The organism is Aeromonas finlandensis (assembly GCF_000764645.1).
GTDB lineage: Bacteria > Pseudomonadota > Gammaproteobacteria > Enterobacterales > Aeromonadaceae > Aeromonas > Aeromonas finlandensis.
The window spans coordinates 1-16,990 of record NZ_JRGK01000029.1 but is presented as its reverse complement, the minus strand read 5'-3'; the positions used below and the strand labels follow the sequence as shown (position 1 = coordinate 16,990).

The 16,990-nt window shown below is 61.6% G+C and carries 19 protein-coding genes; 3 read left to right on the top strand and 16 right to left on the bottom strand.

Going from position 1 to position 16,990, the window contains the following annotated elements; translation table 11 throughout:
• The first annotated feature begins 55 nt into the window (after window positions 1-55).
• Entirely contained in the window at window positions 56-1,786 is a 1,731-nt protein-coding gene (locus tag LD28_RS0103445) for a formate--tetrahydrofolate ligase (protein WP_033135625.1), read from the top strand.
• A gap of 128 nt (window positions 1,787-1,914) precedes the next feature.
• Here the strand turns inward: LD28_RS0103445 and LD28_RS0103440 are convergent, their stop codons facing one another.
• Together LD28_RS0103440 and folE are read right to left on the bottom strand one after the other, a co-directional pair.
• On the bottom strand, window positions 1,915-3,573 hold the full coding sequence (locus LD28_RS0103440) for a methyl-accepting chemotaxis protein (protein WP_033135624.1): 1,659 nt from the start codon (window positions 3,571-3,573) through the stop codon (window positions 1,915-1,917).
• Between the two features lie 411 nt (window positions 3,574-3,984).
• Complete coding sequence (gene folE, locus LD28_RS0103435; RefSeq protein WP_033135623.1) at window positions 3,985-4,641, bottom strand: GTP cyclohydrolase I FolE; 657 nt, start codon at window positions 4,639-4,641, stop codon at window positions 3,985-3,987.
• A gap of 227 nt (window positions 4,642-4,868) precedes the next feature.
• Here folE and moeA point away from each other — a divergent pair, with 227 nt between their 5' ends.
• Window positions 4,869-6,095 carry a molybdopterin molybdotransferase MoeA gene (moeA, locus tag LD28_RS0103430; RefSeq protein ID WP_033135622.1) on the top strand — a complete coding sequence of 409 codons (1,227 nt, stop codon included), beginning with the start codon at window positions 4,869-4,871 and terminating at the stop codon, window positions 6,093-6,095.
• Window positions 6,092-6,847 carry a molybdopterin-synthase adenylyltransferase MoeB gene (moeB, locus tag LD28_RS0103425; RefSeq protein WP_033135621.1) on the top strand — a complete coding sequence of 252 codons (756 nt, stop codon included), beginning with the start codon at window positions 6,092-6,094 and terminating at the stop codon, window positions 6,845-6,847. The genes moeA and moeB overlap by 4 nt, the downstream gene beginning before the upstream one ends.
• Before the next feature lie 72 nt (window positions 6,848-6,919).
• On the opposite strand, the gene LD28_RS0103420 is transcribed toward moeB, so the two are convergent.
• The 14 genes from LD28_RS0103420 to napG all read right to left on the bottom strand — a co-directional run bounded on the left by LD28_RS0103420 (window position 6,920) and on the right by napG (window position 16,988).
• Window positions 6,920-7,681 carry a hypothetical protein gene (locus tag LD28_RS0103420; protein ID WP_241462257.1) on the bottom strand — a complete coding sequence of 254 codons (762 nt, stop codon included), beginning with the start codon at window positions 7,679-7,681 and terminating at the stop codon, window positions 6,920-6,922.
• On the bottom strand, window positions 7,671-8,714 hold the full coding sequence (gene parM / locus LD28_RS0103415) for a plasmid segregation protein ParM domain-containing protein (RefSeq protein WP_241462256.1): 1,044 nt from the start codon (window positions 8,712-8,714) through the stop codon (window positions 7,671-7,673). The genes LD28_RS0103420 and parM overlap by 11 nt, the downstream gene beginning before the upstream one ends.
• A 102-nt stretch (window positions 8,715-8,816) precedes the next feature.
• A complete protein-coding gene (locus tag LD28_RS0103410; protein ID WP_033135619.1) occupies window positions 8,817-9,593 on the bottom strand; it encodes an alpha/beta fold hydrolase in 777 nt (258 codons plus the stop codon).
• A 91-nt stretch (window positions 9,594-9,684) separates the two neighbouring features.
• Window positions 9,685-10,785, bottom strand: coding sequence for a molybdenum ABC transporter ATP-binding protein (gene modC / locus LD28_RS0103405; RefSeq protein ID WP_033135618.1), 1,101 nt, complete (start codon window positions 10,783-10,785; stop codon window positions 9,685-9,687).
• Window positions 10,782-11,462, bottom strand: a complete 681-nt coding sequence (modB, locus tag LD28_RS0103400; RefSeq protein ID WP_033135617.1) for a molybdate ABC transporter permease subunit — start codon at window positions 11,460-11,462, stop codon at window positions 10,782-10,784. Before modB ends, modC begins: the two co-directional genes overlap by 4 nt.
• A 114-nt stretch (window positions 11,463-11,576) precedes the next feature.
• A complete protein-coding gene (gene modA, locus LD28_RS0103395) occupies window positions 11,577-12,302 on the bottom strand; it encodes a molybdate ABC transporter substrate-binding protein (protein WP_033135616.1) in 726 nt (241 codons plus the stop codon).
• A gap of 88 nt (window positions 12,303-12,390) precedes the next feature.
• Window positions 12,391-12,864 carry a molybdopterin synthase catalytic subunit MoaE gene (gene moaE / locus LD28_RS0103390; protein ID WP_033135615.1) on the bottom strand — a complete coding sequence of 158 codons (474 nt, stop codon included), beginning with the start codon at window positions 12,862-12,864 and terminating at the stop codon, window positions 12,391-12,393.
• A 1-nt stretch (window position 12,865) separates the two neighbouring features.
• Window positions 12,866-13,111: a molybdopterin synthase sulfur carrier subunit gene (gene moaD, locus LD28_RS0103385; protein ID WP_033135614.1), complete on the bottom strand. Its 246-nt coding sequence runs from the start codon at window positions 13,109-13,111 to the stop codon at window positions 12,866-12,868.
• A complete protein-coding gene (gene moaC, locus LD28_RS0103380) occupies window positions 13,108-13,632 on the bottom strand; it encodes a cyclic pyranopterin monophosphate synthase MoaC (protein WP_033135613.1) in 525 nt (174 codons plus the stop codon). Before moaC ends, moaD begins: the two co-directional genes overlap by 4 nt.
• A 9-nt stretch (window positions 13,633-13,641) precedes the next feature.
• On the bottom strand, window positions 13,642-14,148 hold the full coding sequence (gene moaB, locus LD28_RS0103375; RefSeq protein WP_033135612.1) for a molybdenum cofactor biosynthesis protein B: 507 nt from the start codon (window positions 14,146-14,148) through the stop codon (window positions 13,642-13,644).
• A 244-nt stretch (window positions 14,149-14,392) separates the two neighbouring features.
• On the bottom strand, window positions 14,393-14,983 hold the full coding sequence (locus LD28_RS0103370) for a cytochrome c3 family protein (protein ID WP_033135611.1): 591 nt from the start codon (window positions 14,981-14,983) through the stop codon (window positions 14,393-14,395).
• A 12-nt stretch (window positions 14,984-14,995) separates the two neighbouring features.
• Window positions 14,996-15,451 carry a nitrate reductase cytochrome c-type subunit gene (locus LD28_RS0103365; RefSeq protein ID WP_033135610.1) on the bottom strand — a complete coding sequence of 152 codons (456 nt, stop codon included), beginning with the start codon at window positions 15,449-15,451 and terminating at the stop codon, window positions 14,996-14,998.
• The gene (gene napH / locus LD28_RS0103360; RefSeq protein WP_033135609.1) at window positions 15,451-16,326 is read right to left on the bottom strand and encodes a quinol dehydrogenase ferredoxin subunit NapH; all 876 of its coding nucleotides are present in this window, start codon (window positions 16,324-16,326) and stop codon (window positions 15,451-15,453) included. The genes LD28_RS0103365 and napH overlap by 1 nt, the downstream gene beginning before the upstream one ends.
• Window positions 16,323-16,988 (bottom strand): ferredoxin-type protein NapG, encoded by a 666-nt coding sequence (napG, locus tag LD28_RS0103355; protein WP_081959404.1) that lies wholly within the window; start codon window positions 16,986-16,988, stop codon window positions 16,323-16,325. Before napG ends, napH begins: the two co-directional genes overlap by 4 nt.
• Window positions 16,989-16,990: the final 2 nt, after the last annotated feature.

The window sequence follows — 16,990 nt, the reverse complement described above, 5'->3', positions numbered from 1 at the left end:
TACATTCCACTAAAATGCGCCGCATATTTTACCCCGATATGCCAACGAGGTGCTGATGCTAAGCGATATCGAGATCTCCCGCCAGTCCCCCCGTCTCTCCATTCACGCGCTGGCCGAACGCCTCGCCATCCCTTCGCACCTGCTCAGCCCACACGGTCACTACAAGGGCAAACTCAGCCTCGACCTGCTCAAGTCTCAGCCCACACAGAGCGGCAAGCTGGTGCTGGTGAGCGCCATCACCCCCACCCCGCTCGGTGAAGGGAAGACGGTGACCACGCTGGGCCTCTCCATGGGGCTCAACCATATCGGCCAGCCCAGCATCGCCACCATCCGCCAACCGAGCCTCGGACCGGTATTCGGGGTCAAGGGGGGGGCTGCCGGTGGCGGCCACGCCCAGGTGGTGCCGATGGAGGAGATGAACCTCCACCTCACCGGCGATTTTCACGCCCTGACGGCGGCCCACAATCTGGCGGCGGCGGCCCTCGATGCCCGCCTGTTCCACGAGCAGAAACTGGGGGATGAGTTCACCGCCAGAACCGGTTTGCCGCGGCTCGACATCGACCCGGCCAATATCCTCTGGCCGCGCACCCTCGACATGAATGACCGCGCCCTGCGCCACCTCACCATCGGTCAGGGTGGCGCAGCCGATGGCGTGGAACGCAGCGATCGCTTCGTCATCACCGCCGCCTCCGAGCTGATGGCCATTCTGGCGCTGGCGAGCGATCTCAAGGATCTGCGCGATCGCATCGGCCGCATCCAGCTGGCCCGCGACATCCATGGCAAGCCCGTCACCGCCCAGCAGCTGGAAGTAGCGGGCGCCATGACGGTGCTGCTCAAGGATGCCCTGCAGCCGACCCTGATGCAGACCACCGAGCAGACACCGGTGCTGGTACACGCAGGCCCCTTTGCCAATATTGCCCACGGCAACTCCTCGGTGATCGCCGATCGCCTCGCCCTTGGCCTGACCGACTATGTGGTGACCGAAGCGGGTTTTGGCTCCGACATGGGGCTGGAGAAGTTCTTCAACATCAAGAGCCGCCAATCCGGTATTACCCCCGCCTGCGTGGTGCTGGTGGCCACGGTGCGCGGCCTCAAAGCCAACAGCGGTCTGCTCGACATCCGCCCGGGCCAGCCGCTGCCAGCGAGCCTGCAGGGGGAGGATCTGCCGACCCTCAAGCAGGGCTGTGCCAACCTTGCCTGGCATATCCGGAACGCCCGCCGTTACGGGGTGCCGGTGGTGGTCGCCATCAACCGCTTCCCCACCGACAGCGAGGCCGAACTGGCGCTGCTGGCCCATGAAGCGCAGCAAGCCGGAGCCTGTGGCGCGGCCATCTCCAACGCCTTCACCCAGGGTGGCTATGGCGCCAGCGAGTTGGCCCACGCCGTGGTCGCTGCCTGCGAACTGCCAAGCCAGGTACAGCTGCTCTACCCCGACGAGATGAGCCTCGACGCCAAGCTGGCGACCCTGGTGGAGTGTGGCTACGGTGGCCGCGGGGTACAGCTCTCCGACAGAACCCGCCAGCAGCTGGCGCAACTTTCCGCCGAAGGGTGGGATCACTTGCCCATCTGCGTGGCCAAGACGCCGCTCTCCATCAGCCATGACCCCGCCAAAAAGGGGGTGCCGACCGATTTCGAGGTGCCCATCGACGAGGTGAAACTCTGCGCCGGAGCCGGGTTTGTCTATGCGCTGGCGGGCCCCATCATGACCATGCCGGGGCTGGGCAGCCTCCCTGCCTACCGTCATATCGATATCGACGAGAATGGCGAGATAGTCGGCCTGAGCTAAATGGTCGGGTGAGGGGTCTGGCGTCGGCCGATGACGCTGCGCTAATCGACTCTACGATCCACAAACCAGCCAGATACAACAAGGCCCCGCCAATTTGGCGGGGCCTTCTGTTATCCATGCATCAACCCTTAGAGGGTAAAGCGCTGGGTCATATGGTGCAGGGTGTTGGCCAGCTTGCTCAGCTCGACGCAAGCCTGGGCGATCTGATGGGCGCCCTGGGCATTCTCGTCAGCGGCATTGTGAATGTTGACGATGCTGCGGTTGAGCTCTTCGGTCACCGCGTTCTGCTCTTCGGTGGCGGTGGCGATCAGGGTATTCATGTCAGTAATGCGTACCACGGCACCATTAATGGTATCGATACTGGTACCGGCATCCCGTGCCAGACCGACACTCTCCTGCATCTGGTGACGGCTCAGCTGCATGGCGTTGCCCGCCTCGGCAGCGCGGCTCTGCAACAGCTCGATCATCTTGCTGATCTCGGCGGTAGAGTCCTGGGTACGCTGGGCCAAGGATCGCACTTCATCGGCAACGACCGCAAAGCCACGGCCCTGCTCCCCGGCACGAGCCGCTTCGATGGCGGCGTTGAGGGCCAGCAGGTTGGTGGTCTGACCGGCGATATCGCGGATCACATCCAGCACCACGCTGATGTTGGCGCTGTCGGCCTCCAGCTGCTGCACCACGGTGCCCGCCTCTTCAATCTTGACCGACACCTCTTCGATGCTGGCGATGGAGCTGCGTACCACTTCGCTGCCAGCTGCGGAGGTGCGGGAGGCATCCTTGGCGGCGCTCATGGCATCTGTGGTGTTGCGGGCCACTTCGTTGACGGTGGACTGCATCTCGTTCATGGCGGTCGCCACCTGGGAGACTTCGCTCTGCTGGATAGCCATGCCGCTGGCAGACTGGGTGGAGATGGCGCTCACCTCCTCCACCGCGCTGCTGAGCTGACTCACGGAACCGGCGATCTCGCTCACCAGATCGGAGAGGGAACCCTGCATCCGGTTGATGGCGGAGCCCAGCTGACCCAGCTCGTCGCGGTTAAAGCGATTGTCACGGATCCACTGCTGCAGCTCACCCTGCCCCAGCTCACCACTGGCAATACGCTGTGCCTGACGGGCCAGCATGATCAGCGGATCGCGGATCTGACGAGTCAGCACCACGGAGAGCACCACCACCAGTACCAGACCGAGCACCAGCGCGATGGTGACGCTCAGCTTGGCGGAGTCATAGGAATCAACCACTACCTTGCGCGACTCGGTCGCATAGCCGTGGTTGATGCGGATAAGCTCAGCCACCGACTTGTGCAGGTTGTTGTAGAGGGGGATCCCCTGATCCATGAAGATGTGCTGGGCCTCGCTCATCAGACCGCTATCCTGCAACTGCTTCACCTGCTGGTGCAGGGCAAGGTAGCTTGCCCAGTCGGCCTTGACCATATCGAAGGTGCGACGCTCTTCCACATCCTGCGCCCAGATGGTCTTGTCGTGGTCAATCATCTGCTGTTTGAGGCGCTCCACCAGCTGGGCGGCCGTAGTGCGGTACTCGGCACGCTTCTGGGGATCCGAGGCCACCAGGAACAGGGCCAGTTCATAACGACGCAGTTCACTGATGCTGTCACCGACGTCATTGGTGCGGTTGACTGCGGGCAGGATGCTGTCGGTAAAACCGATAGCCGCCCGGTTCATGTTGCTGAACTCCAGCAACGAGAAGCCGCCGATAAAGGCGACCATCAAACCGAGCACGGCAAAGCCGGCGGTGAGTTTTTTGCCTATGGTCATGGAACTGGTATTCATGGCATATCCTGGTGGTCGTTAAGTTCGTAGCACTCGTCCGGTTCACGCCCTCCTGGCATGAACTATCTGGCCACTTGTTCAGTGGCGCACCATCCAACCTTGATGAATATCTCTGAATTCCATGAGCGGCAGCGAGAGCCGTGAGGGGGCGCTAGAGTAACCAGATTGTGGCGGTTCGGAAAGAGTCTGCCTGGTTACGTTTTGTAAGGTGAAAGGGCGGGATTTTTCGTTCCGGATTAAATATACCGTTCAGATGAATAAATTGAAAAAATGCATAACGTTTACCTGACGCAAGCCACGCGGGCGAAGCCTTTGCAGGCCGCCGCTCTCATCCGCGACCAATGAAAAACGCCAGCAATGGTTGCTGGCGTTTCGTTTATTCAGCAAGGCGGTTACAAAAAAACCACCACGTTATCCGCGCAGGCCACCCAGAAATTCGGCTCTAGTGTCCGGCTGAGTCTTAAACACCCCGCCAAGGGAGGTGGTAGTGGTATGGGAGGTGGAATCCATCACCCCGCGCGCCTTGACGCAGTAGTGGGTCGCCCTGATGCTCAGCGCCACATCCTGGGTACCGAGCAGGGTCTGCAGCGCCAACAGGACCTGCTGGGTGAGCCGCTCCTGTACCTGGGGACGGCGGGCGAAGAACTGCACGATGCGGTTGATCTTCGACAGCCCGATCACCTTGCCGCGAGGGATATAGGCGACATGAGCCAGCCCGTCGATGGTGACGAAGTGGTGCTCGCAGGTGCTGGTGAGGCTGATATCCCGCACCATGATCATCTCGTCCACCTTCATCTTGTTCTCGATCACCGTCACCTTGGGGAAGGTGGAATAATCGAGGCCGGAGAAGATCTCGTTGACGTACATCTTGGCGATGCGGTGCGGCGTCTCGGCCAGACTGTCGTCGGCCAGATCCAGCCCCAGCGTCTCCATGATGGAGCGCATATGGCCTTCGATCTTCTCCCGCTTCTGCTGACTGTTCAGCTCGTTGGCAACCAGGGGGGTTTCCAGTCCCTGGGCCTCAAGGGCTGCCCTGACCAGCAAGGCTTCCTGACTCAGTGTTGTCATTCTCTTCTCTCCCACGCTCAGGGACGTCGGGGCCGCCACGCTGGCCACCCCAAGCTTGATGATTGTAAGGCGGCATAGTAAACGGCCATTACCGCCAAGATTCAAGTCAACTTGCGTCCGTCATCATACTTTATGACCATAGCTGGACTTTTACCGCTCCATCCGCTGCCCATCCCCGGCAATTTTTGTGATAATCCCGCCTTCAATCATCACAAGAGGTCATGACGATGGGATTTGATACCAGCGGACTACTACCGTTAAGCGATGCCCTGCAAGGAATGCTGGAGCAACTCGCCTGCTGCTGCAACAGCGAGCAGCTGCCCCTGCCAGAGGCCTTGGGCCGGATCCTTGCCAGCGATATCGCCTCTCCCCTCGCCGTGCCCCCCTTCGACAACTCTGCCATGGACGGTTACGCCGTGCGCCTTGCGGATCTCGCCACCGGCACCCCGCTCATCATGGTGGGCAAAGCCTTTGCAGGCCAGCCCTATCTGGGCGAGTGGCCCGCTGGCCACTGCGTGCGGATCATGACCGGCGCCCCGGTCCCCGCAGGCACCGATGCCGTGGTGATGCAGGAAGAAACGCAGGCCGACGGCGATCGGATCACTTTTTTGTGCGAGCCGACCGTCGGACAGAACATTCGGCTGGCGGGTAGCGACATCGGCAAGGGCGCCTGCGTACTGCCAGCCGGTACTCGCCTCACCCCAAGAGAGATGCCGCTGCTGGCCTCACTTGGCGTGGCCACCGTCGCGGTGCGCCGCCCACTGAAGGTGGCTATTTTCAGCACCGGCGACGAGCTCAAACCGGTCGGCACCCCGCTTGCCCACGGCGACATCTATGACTCCAACCGCTACGGCGTGCGGGCCATGCTGGCGCGCATGGGCTGCGACTGCCTCGACCTTGGCATTATCCCGGACGATCCGGCCCAACTACGCGCCGCCTTTATCCGCGCCGACGAAGAGGCCGATGTGCTGATCACCACTGGCGGCGTCTCGGTGGGGGAAGCGGACTTCACCAAACAGCTGCTGGACGAGCTCGGCGAGATTGGCTTCTGGAAGCTGGCCATCAAGCCGGGCAAGCCGTTTGCCTTTGGCCGTCTGCCCCGCGCCTGGTTCTTCGGCCTGCCGGGCAACCCGGTCTCCGCCATGGTCACCTTCGATCAGCTGGTGCAACCGGCGCTGGCCAAGCTGGCCGGTCAACAGTTTGTGCGGCCGCTGCAACTGCAAGCTATTGCGGCCGAGCCACTCAAAAAGAGCCCGGGCCGACTCGACTTCCAGCGCGGCATCCTGAGTCAGGGACCGAACGGCCTTGAGGTGCGCAGCACCGGCTCGCAGGACTCCGCCGTGTTCAGCTCCCTGTCGCGAGCCAACTGCTACATCATCCTTGAGCTTGAGCGGGGCCGCGTTGCTGCGGGCGAAACGGTGACCGTCGAGCCATTCGGGGGATTGTTGCTGTGAGCGAGATCCTCAGCGACGCCGAGCTGCTGCGCTACAACCGCCAGATCATCCTCAAATCCTTCGACTTCGAGGGGCAGGAGGCGCTCAAGCAGGCCAAAGTGCTGGTGATCGGTGCCGGTGGCCTCGGCTGCGCCGCCAGCCAATATCTGGCGGTAGCCGGGGTTGGCCAGCTCACCCTGGTCGATTTCGACAAGGTGGAGCTCTCCAACCTGCAGCGTCAGGTGCTGCACAGCGATGAGCGCATCGGCCACAACAAGGTGGACTCTGCCGCCCGGTCGCTACGCGCCCTCAACCCCTGGCTTGAGGTGGAAACCCACGCCGCCGTAGCCGATGAGGCGCTGCTCGATGCCCTTTTACCGGGACATCAGCTGGTGCTCGACTGCACCGACAACCTGGCCATTCGCAATCTGCTGAATCAAAAGGCGCGCCAGCATCGGGTGCCGCTGGTCAGCGGCGCTGCCATCCGGCTGGAGGGGCAGCTCTGCAGCTTCACCTGGCAGCAGGATGAGCCCTGCTACGCCTGCCTCAGCGCCCTGTTTGGCGAGCAGGCTCTCACCTGCGTCGAAGCCGGGGTGCTCGCTCCCGTGGTGGGATTGGTGGGCAGCCTGCAAGCGCTGGAAGCCATCAAGCTCTTGGCAGGCATGGGCAAAAGCTACAGCGGCCGCCTGCTGATGATCGACGGCCTCGGTGGCACCTTCCGCGAGATGAAGCTACCCAAGCGTCCCGACTGCCCGGTCTGCTCCCACTCTTGAGGCAAGCAGGCTCAAAAAAGCCGACCCCTTGGGTTCGGCTTTTTTATTCCGATTTCGCAATGACACGGAAAATCAGAAGATCCCCTTCGCCTTGACCTTTTTCATGTTGGCAACCTGACTCGAGAGATCCTCGAACAAGGGGTCAGACTCCGTTCCGGCAGCCTCCTGTCGAACAGAGGCTCTGGCCAACCGCTGGATCAATCTGTGCTGCTCGCGGATAAGGCGGGATTGCTCTTCCAGTTGACGAGAGAGCCGCTGGATACTGCTGGCAAGGGGAGCCAGATCCTGCTCGGCCTTTGCGGATGGCAATTTGCTCGCAATGGCCTCGGCCATCTGTTCATGATCCAGCGAAGCAGGCTGACCTTGCTTAAGTTCATCCAACCTCTCGGCGGGTTGCTGCCCGCCAAGACGGCTGACAATCTCATCCACCAGTGACGTGCTATCACTCCGACCCAACTGCGGAGCCAGCCTTGCCACGATCTCATCGATCATCACATCAGCCGCAGGCTGCGCGCCACCAGCCACCTCGCCCAGATTGAAACCACAGCTGGCAAAGGCATGGCGCAAGGTGGTCATGCTCACCTGCTCAGGCCCCAGCGCATTGGCGATCGCCTTGCAGAGGTTGGGCGACAGCACATACATGAACATGCCGGAGAGGTAGATATCCTTGTGGAAACGGCTCTTGGAGAAGTCAAACTCCTCGCTGCCATCCTGGACCTTGCGCGCCCGTTGATACCAGTTTTGCAACACGCCGACCGCATAGCGATCAGACTCCAGCGCACTCGGGTCCATATAAACGGAGAAGGTCATGCGCTTGAGTTGACTACTCATCATCAACCTCGACCATCACAGGCGCTGCACGATAAACCTCGTCCTCTTCGGTGGAGTAGAGGCAGATCTCGCGGGCCAGCGCGGACTGGGCATCCTCCAGCAGCTCGACACGGTCACCCAGGGTCGGATAGGCCCCCTTGATCGCATCATAAATCAGGGATGCACCGCCACCGACCAGATAGACCCGGTTCGGGTTCTTGGCAAACTTCTTCGCTTCATGCGCAACCTGGGTACCCAGCTCGTCGATCTTGTTCTGCATCTTCTCGAGGATCTTGGGGATCTGGCTCTCGTCGTTAACCACATCGCGCACAAAGCTCATGTCGTGGCGACGCTTGATAAACTCGTTGGCCACCAGATAGCTGGAGTCACTGTCTGCGGCAGCCAGCGCCTTGCGGGTGGCATCGGTGACCATGGCAACACCGATTTCGTTGTTACCATAGACATCGGAAACATCGTCAAACTCACCGACGATGATCCCCATATCCAGGGTGGTACCACCGCAGTCGATCACCAGGGTCTTGGTGAACTCGTTGCAGCCCGAGCCAATCAGACGGGAGAGGGCCGCAGGCAAGCTCTCCGGCATCACCTCGACGCTGACAATGTTGAACAGCTCCCCCTTGTTGAGGGAGATGGGGCGCATCAGGTTGCGACGTTTCTTCTCGATTTTGTCTTCGTTGCGCTGGCAATCGTCCGGGTTGTAAAACTCGGTGATGGGCAGGGTCACGGTAATGGCGACATCGCAGGGGGTCACCCCGGTCTGCAGCAGGGCATGATGGACAGAGAGCAGATTGAGATCGTCGTACTGGTACTCCACATGGGTAGTCGCCAGTGACTTGTCGGAGGTCGCGTCGTAGGTGTACTTGGTGTTGCCTATCTCGTAGTTGTAGATCTTCTTGTCCTTGCGCAATGCGGCACTCTTCCAGTCCTTGCGAAAGGAGTTGGGAGAGATGATGGTCTTGAGCTCCTTGTTCTCAATCCAGCTCACCTTGACGTTGGTCGAACCATCATCGATGGCCATTTTCATTACTTCAGACATGAGGAAATACCTGTTAATAGAGCAAAATGGGTCCAATTGCCGGGCCTTTTTCATGGCGAGACGATCGGACCAATAGATACGCGGATTAACAGGGCGACATTTTTAATGGGTTTCTAAAATCCTGTGCAGCAAATGATTAAAACCGGAGGGATCTTCCGCGGGCCAGGCGTGGTGACCGTTGGGGGTATGGATGGTGGCATTGGGCAGGGCAGCAAACTGCTCGACCCGTTTGGCCAGCGGCAGGTAGTCGTGACTGGTGGAGATGATAGCCACCGGCTGCCAGATGGTGCCGAGCCGGGCGCGCACCGACCAGCCGGGTAACGCCTCCAGCAGCGCCTTGTAGGTTTTCTTTCTATTGCGCACGAAACGCAGCCGGAAGGTGTGGCGCACCTGCGCGAGATCCGGGCCCGGAAAAAGTTCGCGCCCCAACCACCAGGCGAGCGGGCGCATGCCAAACCAGCGCAGCCACTTGAGGCGCTGGGCGTAACGCTCCTGCTCTTTGGGGGTCTCCAGCAGAAACTCGCTAAAGCCGTTGACCAGCACCAGCCCCCGCACCTTGTGCGGCAGTTGCAGTGCCAGCTCCAGCGCCACCATGGCCCCCAGCGACAACCCCACTACCCAGGCGGGCTCAGGCTGTTCATCGAGCCAGTTCACCACATCGGCCGCCAGGGTCGCCACGTCGAACGGCCCCTCCTGCATGCTCTGGCCGTGGCCGCGCAGATCCAGCGCCACCACCCGGTAGTGTTCGGAAAAACGTTCGATCTGCGCCTGCCAGTCGAGGCTGGAGGAGCCCAGTCCGTGCAGCAGCAACAGCAAGGGCCCCTCCCCCGCACTGCGCAGGGCAAGACCGTTGAATTTCATCACCTGATTGCGGCGCATCAGCGCATTGCCTCTCGACTCATCACCTGAACCATCTCTTGTTGTTATGTTGCCCGTGGCCATCCTGCCACGTTATCAGCACGGCGCCCACTCAGCCTTCGCTGACCAGGCTCACCGCCTTGATATAAGCGTAGATCTGCTGCTCCGGCACCAGCGCCAGGCGCCTGGCGGAGCGACTGGTGATCCGGGCCAGCAGTATCTGCTCCCCCAGCGCCAACTGCAACAGGGTCTGGCCGGGGCGCACCTCGCGCTCCGCCAGCAGACGGGTGACGAGGCAGTTGGAGAGGCTGGAGTGCTCGATGGGGGCAGTGGCAATCACCACATCCCGCCCCGCCACCTTAATCTGCAAGGGGCCGCTCTCGTCCGGCACATGGTTCATGGTGACCCGCAGCCGCTGCTCGCCGAGCAGCAGGGTCGCCATCTGCTCGTCGTCATCGTAGTGGGACAAGGTGGCATCCAGCATCACCCCGGCATCGTCCCGGCTGGCGAGCGAGAGATCGGTGCGGGCGAAGATCTCGCTCGGCCTGCCTTGTGCCTCAACCCTGCCACTTTCCAGCAGCACCAGCTGATCGCAGAGCAGACTCACCTCCTCCATGGCGTGGCTGACGAAGATCATCGGGATGCCACTCTCCTGCTGCAATCCCTTGAGTACATGGGCCTGATGGATGCGGCTGCGCCGATCGAGCGCCGAAAAAGGTTCATCAAGCAGCAGCAGGTCAGGCTCGGCCAGCAGCGCCCGCCCCAATGCCACCCGCTGGCGTTGGCCGCCCGACAAGGCATGGGCAGGCTGTCCCAGCAGATCGGCAAAGCCGAGTCGCGCTGCAAGTGCCTCGGGCTGCCAGCGCCCTCGCCCCTTGCGGGCAGCCAGTTGCAGATTGCCGAGCACCGTCAGATGAGGGAAGAGGCGCGAGTCCTGAAATACCAGCCCGATACGGCGCGCCTCGGGCAGCAGTTCTGCACACTCCCGCCCGCGCCACAGCAAGCGATCCCCGCGTTGGCGATCGAGCCCGGCGATAATGCGCAGCAAGGTGCTCTTGCCGCAACCGGAGGGACCGAACAGGCCGAGAATGCCCCCCAGCTCCAAGGTAAGTGCGCAATCGAGGGTAAAGGGGCCAAACTCGCGCCGGACATTCAGTTGCAGGGCCTGACGGTTAAGGGCGTTGTCTTGCGGAGTAGTGGCTGGCTGGTTCATCCGAACACTCTCCGCTGTCTGCGCTGCAGCACCCCGTAGACCAGCACCAGCATCACCAGCGAGAAGCCCATCAAGCCGCCTGCCAGAATATGGGCGTTCCGGTAATCCATCGCCTCCACATGATCAAACAGGGCAATCGAAAGCACCTGGGTCTCGCCGGGGATATTGCCGCCAATCATCAGCACCACACCAAACTCCCCCAGGGTATGGGCAAAGCCGAGGGCCGCCGCCATCACGAAGCTGGGCAGAGTCATCGGCAAGATGATGTGGAAAAAGCGCTCCAGCGGGCCGAGCCCCAGGGTAGCGGCGGCCTCCAGCTCCTTGTTGCCCATGTTGACGAAGGCGGAGGTGAGTGGCTGCACCACAAACGGCAGCGAATAGAGGATGGAGGCAAACAGCAGGCCGAGAAAGCTGAAGGCAAGTGGGGCTCCGAAGGTGTCGCGCCACCAGGCGCCGAAGCCATATTCGGGGGAGAAGGCGAGCAGCAGATAAAACCCCAGCACAGTGGGAGGCAGCACCAGCGGCAGCGCCACCAGCGCCTCCACCAGTGGCCGCAGCCGGTTCTGGCTGCGCGACAGCCACCACGCCAGCGGCGGCGCCAGTAACAGCAAAATCGCGGTGGTGCTGGCCGCCAGCTTCAGGGTGAGCCAGACCGCCAGCAGATCCCCTTCATTCATTGCTGACCTCCAGGTTGATAAATGCCCCCAAAGGCATGGTCTCTATCCTCATTGCAAAGAGTGGCCGACCCGAAGGCCGACCACTCAGGGTATCGCGTCACTCCCCTGCCTTTATCAGGGCAGGGCATAGCCGGCAGCCTTGATCTGCGCCTGACCCGGCCCTTTGAGCCAGGCGACCAGCGCCTCCACCCCAGCCCCTTTCTTCAATACCAGCCCCTGCTGCTCGATGGGGGGATAGAAGCTCGCGGGCACCGCCCAGGCTTCACCGGTCTTACCCGCTTCCACCAGGTTGGCCCAGGCGACGAAGCCCAGCTCGGCATTGCCGGTATCGACAAATTGCCAAGTCTGGCCAATGTTGGCACCGGTCAGCAGCCGGTACTGTTTGGCATCGATCTTGAGATGGTCGAGGGTCGCCATGGCGGCAGCACCATAGGGGGCGGTGCGGGCATTGGCGATGGCGAGGTTGCCCTTCCAACTGCGCAGAGTCGCCTCGTCAGGAGCCGGGCCCCCCTTCTTCCACAGCCCCAGCTGGCCGATGGCGTAGGTGAAGCGATCGCTCCCCTTGCCCTCTTTTTCCAGCTTCTCGGGGGTCGCCACATCGGCAGAGAGGAAGAGATCGAACGGCGCGCCGTGGCTGATCTGGGTGTAGAGCACCCCGGTGGCGGCAGATGAGATGGCCAGAGTGTGGCCGGTCTTGGCAGTGAACTCCTTGCCGATACGATCTATGGTGCCCTTGAAGTTGGCAGCCACGGCCACTTTCACTTCATCGGCCTGCACGGCACCGGTATGCAAGGTGGCGGCGCAGATCCCTGCAATGACAACAGATAACAGCGGTTTCATTCCCTTTCTCCTGATGGGGGCCTGAACCTCCGCCCCCCTAAGCGGGGCCGTGGTTCCCGTTGAACCTGCGCCCCTCGTGATCAACAGGTCAGGCTTGCCAGCGGGCGGCGGCGGCGTTGTCGCTCTCCTTGGCCTCGACCCAGCGTTGCACACCCTCGGCGGTCAGCTCTTTTTTCCAGAACGGCGCCCGGGTTTTCAAGAAATCCATGATGAAGTGACAGGCATCAAAGGCGGCGTCGCGGTGGGCACTGCTCACCGCCACCAGCACGATTTGATCGCCAAGCCACAGCTCGCCGATGCGATGAATAAGGGTGCACTCCTGCAGCGGCCAGCGGCGACGGGCCTCCTGCACGATATCGGCCAGTGCCTTCTCGGTCATGCCGGGGTAGTGCTCAAGGGCCAGCCCCTTGACGTGCTCCCCCTGATTGAAGTCGCGCACCTTGCCAACGAAGGTAACAATGGCGCCACTGTCTGGGCGGGTGGCGAGACGGGCATACTCGTCCGCCAGCGAGAAATCCTCCCGCTGCACCACAATGCGATCTGTGATGGTTGCGTCGCTCATGTCAGCCTCCGGTCACCGGCGGGAAGAAGGCGACTTCATCGCCATCATTGAGAGGCGAATCGAGGGGCACCAGGGTCTGGTTGACCGCCACCAGCAGTTTGCCCGCCTCGAGGGCCAATGCCCACTTGTCGCCACGCTCACAGAGCGCTGCACGCAGCACGTCGGCGGTAGCGTAGTCGCACGGCAAGCTCAGCTCATCGCAAGCCACCAGCTCTCTTACTTGCGCAAAAAACAGTACCTTGATCATGCTTGCTCCCCGCTCGTTGACCCCAACTGGAAATGGCCGGACTTGCCGCCCCTCTTCTCAACCAGTCGCACCTGTTCGATCACCATGTCCTTTTGCACTGCCTTGCACATGTCGTAGATTGTCAGTGCCGCCACCGACGCGGCCGTCAGCGCCTCCATCTCCACCCCGGTCTTGCCGGAGAGCTTGCAGAGGGTGCGGATATGCACCCGATTCTGCTCGGCCAGCGGCACTATCTCCACCTCAACCCGGGTCAATGCCAGTGGATGGCAGAGGGGGATGAGATCGGAGGTCTTCTTGGCTGCCATGATACCGGCGATACGGGCGGTGGCGAACACATCCCCCTTGTGGTGCTGGCCGCTCAGGATCAGCGCCAGCGTCTCGGGGGCCATGGCGACAAATGCCTCGGCACGGGCTTCGCGCTCGGTCACCTGCTTGTCGGTCACATCCACCATATGGGCTTCGCCGCTTTGATTGATATGAGTCAGGTTGGGCTGGGTCTGCTTGGGATCGGTCTGGTTCATCGTTTGCTCTCAGAGGTGGGAGACAAAGTTGCACGGCTTGGTGCGGGCATCGAGCTGATCGCGGATCAGTTGCTCCCAACCCAGCTGGCAGGCACCGGTGGAGCCCGGCAGGCAGCAGATCAGGGTGCGATTGGCGAGTCCCGCCAGCGCACGGCTCTGCATGGCGGAGCCTTTAATCTCGGCAAAAGAGAGCTGGCGGAACATCTCGCCAAAGCCCTGCACGGTGCGCTCGAACAGCACGCCGACCGCTTCCGGTACCCGATTCTGCTCGTTGAAGCCGGTGCCGCCATTGATGATCACCACCTGTACTGCCTCATCGGCGATCCACTCACTCACCAGCGCCCGAATGCGAAACAGGTTGTCCTGACAAAGTGCGCGATCGGCCAGGCGGTGACCCGAGTCGGTGATGGCCGAGACCAGATAGTCACCCGAGCTGTCATCGTCTGCGGTACGACTGTCGGAGACCGTCAATACGGCGATCTTGAGGGGAATGAATGCGTTGTTTTTCTGTCCCATCGGGCAGCTCCTTGTGGCAATGGGCCGTCAACGAGGCAGGATAAGAGAAGGAGTATGAGAGGCCATCTGTCACGGCGTAGAAAATGACGCGGACATGAGTGACCAACTTGCTCAAGCATTTGACGGCGGGCTGATTCTATCAAAGGTTTCACGAGATATGGGATTTAAAAGACGCACAAACCTGATGCTGGTCCCATATATGAACAAAACGCAGGCCGGGCGAACCCGGCCTGTCGATGGAGGATCAGAATCCCTTCACCCCGGTCATATCGGGTAGCTGGTGAGCTATCCCTTTGTGACAGTCGATGCAGGTACTCTCGCCGCTGGCCAAACTGGTGGAGTGCATCTGCGCACCACGCTGCCCCTGCAGGGAGAAGTCCATGTACTCGAAGTTGTGGCAGTTGCGGCACTCACGCGAATCGGTCTCTTTCATCCGCTGCCACTCCCGCTCCGCCATCTCGCGCCGGTGCGACTCGAACTTCTCGCGGGTATCGACCTTGCCGGTGACCATGCCCCACAGCTCCTTGGAAGCCTGCACCTTGCGGATGATCTTGTAGGTCCACTCGTGCGGCACATGGCAATCCGGGCAGCTGGCCCGTACGCCGGAACGGTTAGCGTAATGGATCGTGTCGCGGTACTCCTCGAACACGTTGTCCTTCATCTCGTGACAGCTGGTACAGAAAGCCTCGGTGTTGGACGCCTCCATGGCGGTGTTGAAGCCGCCCCAAAAAATCACGCCGCCGAAGAAGCCCATCATCAGCAGCACCCAGAGGGCCGCCTTGGACGGTGACTTGAAGGTGGTCCACAGACGCTGGATAAAGCCGGGTAATTTCATCTAGTTGGCTCCTTAGTTCAGCGCTTCAACCGGTTTAAACGTATTTTCCACCAGCGGCTTGGCATCCGCTTGCGGCACATGGCACTGCAGGCAGAAGTAGCGGCGGGGGGAGACTTCACCCAGCGTCATGCCGTCGCGGGTCTCGAAGTGAGTCGGACTGATCTTGGGGGCCTTCATGGCGCTGGCATTCTTGAAGCTGTGGCAAGCCAGACACTTGTTGACCTTGGTATCCACCTCATAGTTGCGGATATCGTGGGGGATCAGCGGCGGCTGATGCATGTACTGGCGATCGTACGGCGCGCCATCCTTGCGGAAGTTTTTCAGGGGCGCAGCGGTGGCATCAGTCACCAGATCGGTGGCGCCACGCTCGGACTTGAGGCCACCGGTACTGTTGGTGATCTCGGGGGCTGCTGCCATCAAGGATCCCGCCATCAGGCAGGCCAGCATTGCTCCAATCAGCTTTTTCATTATTTGTTCTCCGACGTTTTTTCTGCCTTGACGGCAAAACCTACAGTGATTTCAAAAACTTGTTCCGCGCAGACATCAATGCAGCGGCCACAGTTGGTACACTCCTGAGCCACAATCAAGGGCCCGTGACCGCGCTTGGCACCGTGAACAGGCCCGCGCAGGATGGGACGCTCCGGGCAGACCGCATAACAGTCCATGCAGTTGCTGCACCGCTCACGCCCCTTGGCAGAAATCTTGATAAATCCAACCCGGTTGACCAGGGCATAGAAGGCCCCCACCGGACAGATATGACCGCACCAACCCCGCTCAACCACGAAAAGATCGAACAGGAACAACGCCGCCAGCAGGGCCCAACCCACCCCCATGCCAAACAGCAAACCGCGCATGGCAAGCGACACCGGATTGACCAGCTCCCACGCCATCACCCCGACCACCGCAGGCACCACCAACACCATGGCCAGCAGCCAGTAGCGGGTCGCTCGGCTGAACTGGCCGTTGCCCTTGAGGCCAAGTCGCCCCCTGAACCAGGCCGCGGCGTCCGTGATGAGGTTGACCGGACAGACCCAGGCGCAGAACACCCGCCCCCCGACCAGCCAGTAACCGGCCAGCACCACTGCCGCCCCCAGCCAAAGGGTGGTGATGGGCCAATGGCCCGCCGCCACCGACTGCAGCAGGGTCAGCGGATCGGTCAGCGGCACCGTCTCCAGCAACAGCGAGCTGGAGAGGTTGCCCTTGAGGATCCAGATGCCCGCCAGCGGCCCCAGCAAAAACAGCCCGAGCACGCCCAACTGACTCAGTCGACGCAACAGCAGGAAGCGATGTGACCGCCACCAGCCCAGTTTGATACGCGCCTCGGCCCCCGGGTAACGACTCATAGCCCCTCCGGTTTGCGGGTGGGCAGGGTAAGCCTGTCGCCGATGAGCGACTTGCCAGCCTTCGCTTTCTCTTCCCAGCCGAGCCGGTAGTGATGACCCAGCTCACCTTTGGCGAGCTGGCGCGGCACCACCTTGATGGCAGACTCCTCCAGCACGCAGGCGTGTTCGCACTTGCCACAGCCGGTGCAAGCATCGCTGTGCACCGTGGGCAGGAACATGGCGTGCTTGCCGGTACGCTGGTTGTGCTGCAGATCCAGGGTGATCGCCTTGTCAATCAGCGGGCAGACCCGATAACAGACATCGCAGCGCAGACCCAGATAGTTGAGGCAGGTCTCGTGATCGATGAGCACAGCCACCCCCATCCGCGCCTGATCGATGTCGGTCATCTGCTGATCCAGCGCTCCGCTCGGGCAGGCCACCACGCAAGGGATGTCATCACACATCTCGCACGGGACGGCTCGCGCCTTGAAGTAAGGTGTGCCGGTGGTCACAGGGTCAAACAGCCGGGCGAGCTTGAGGGTGTCGTAGGGGCATGCCTCGACGCAGAGCCCGCAGCGCACGCAGGCGCCGAGGAACTCCGCTTCGTCGAGGGCAGCGGGTGGACGCAGCGCCTGGGCAGGCACCGCTTGTGCCTGCTGGCGAGCCACGCCACCGAGCCCCACAC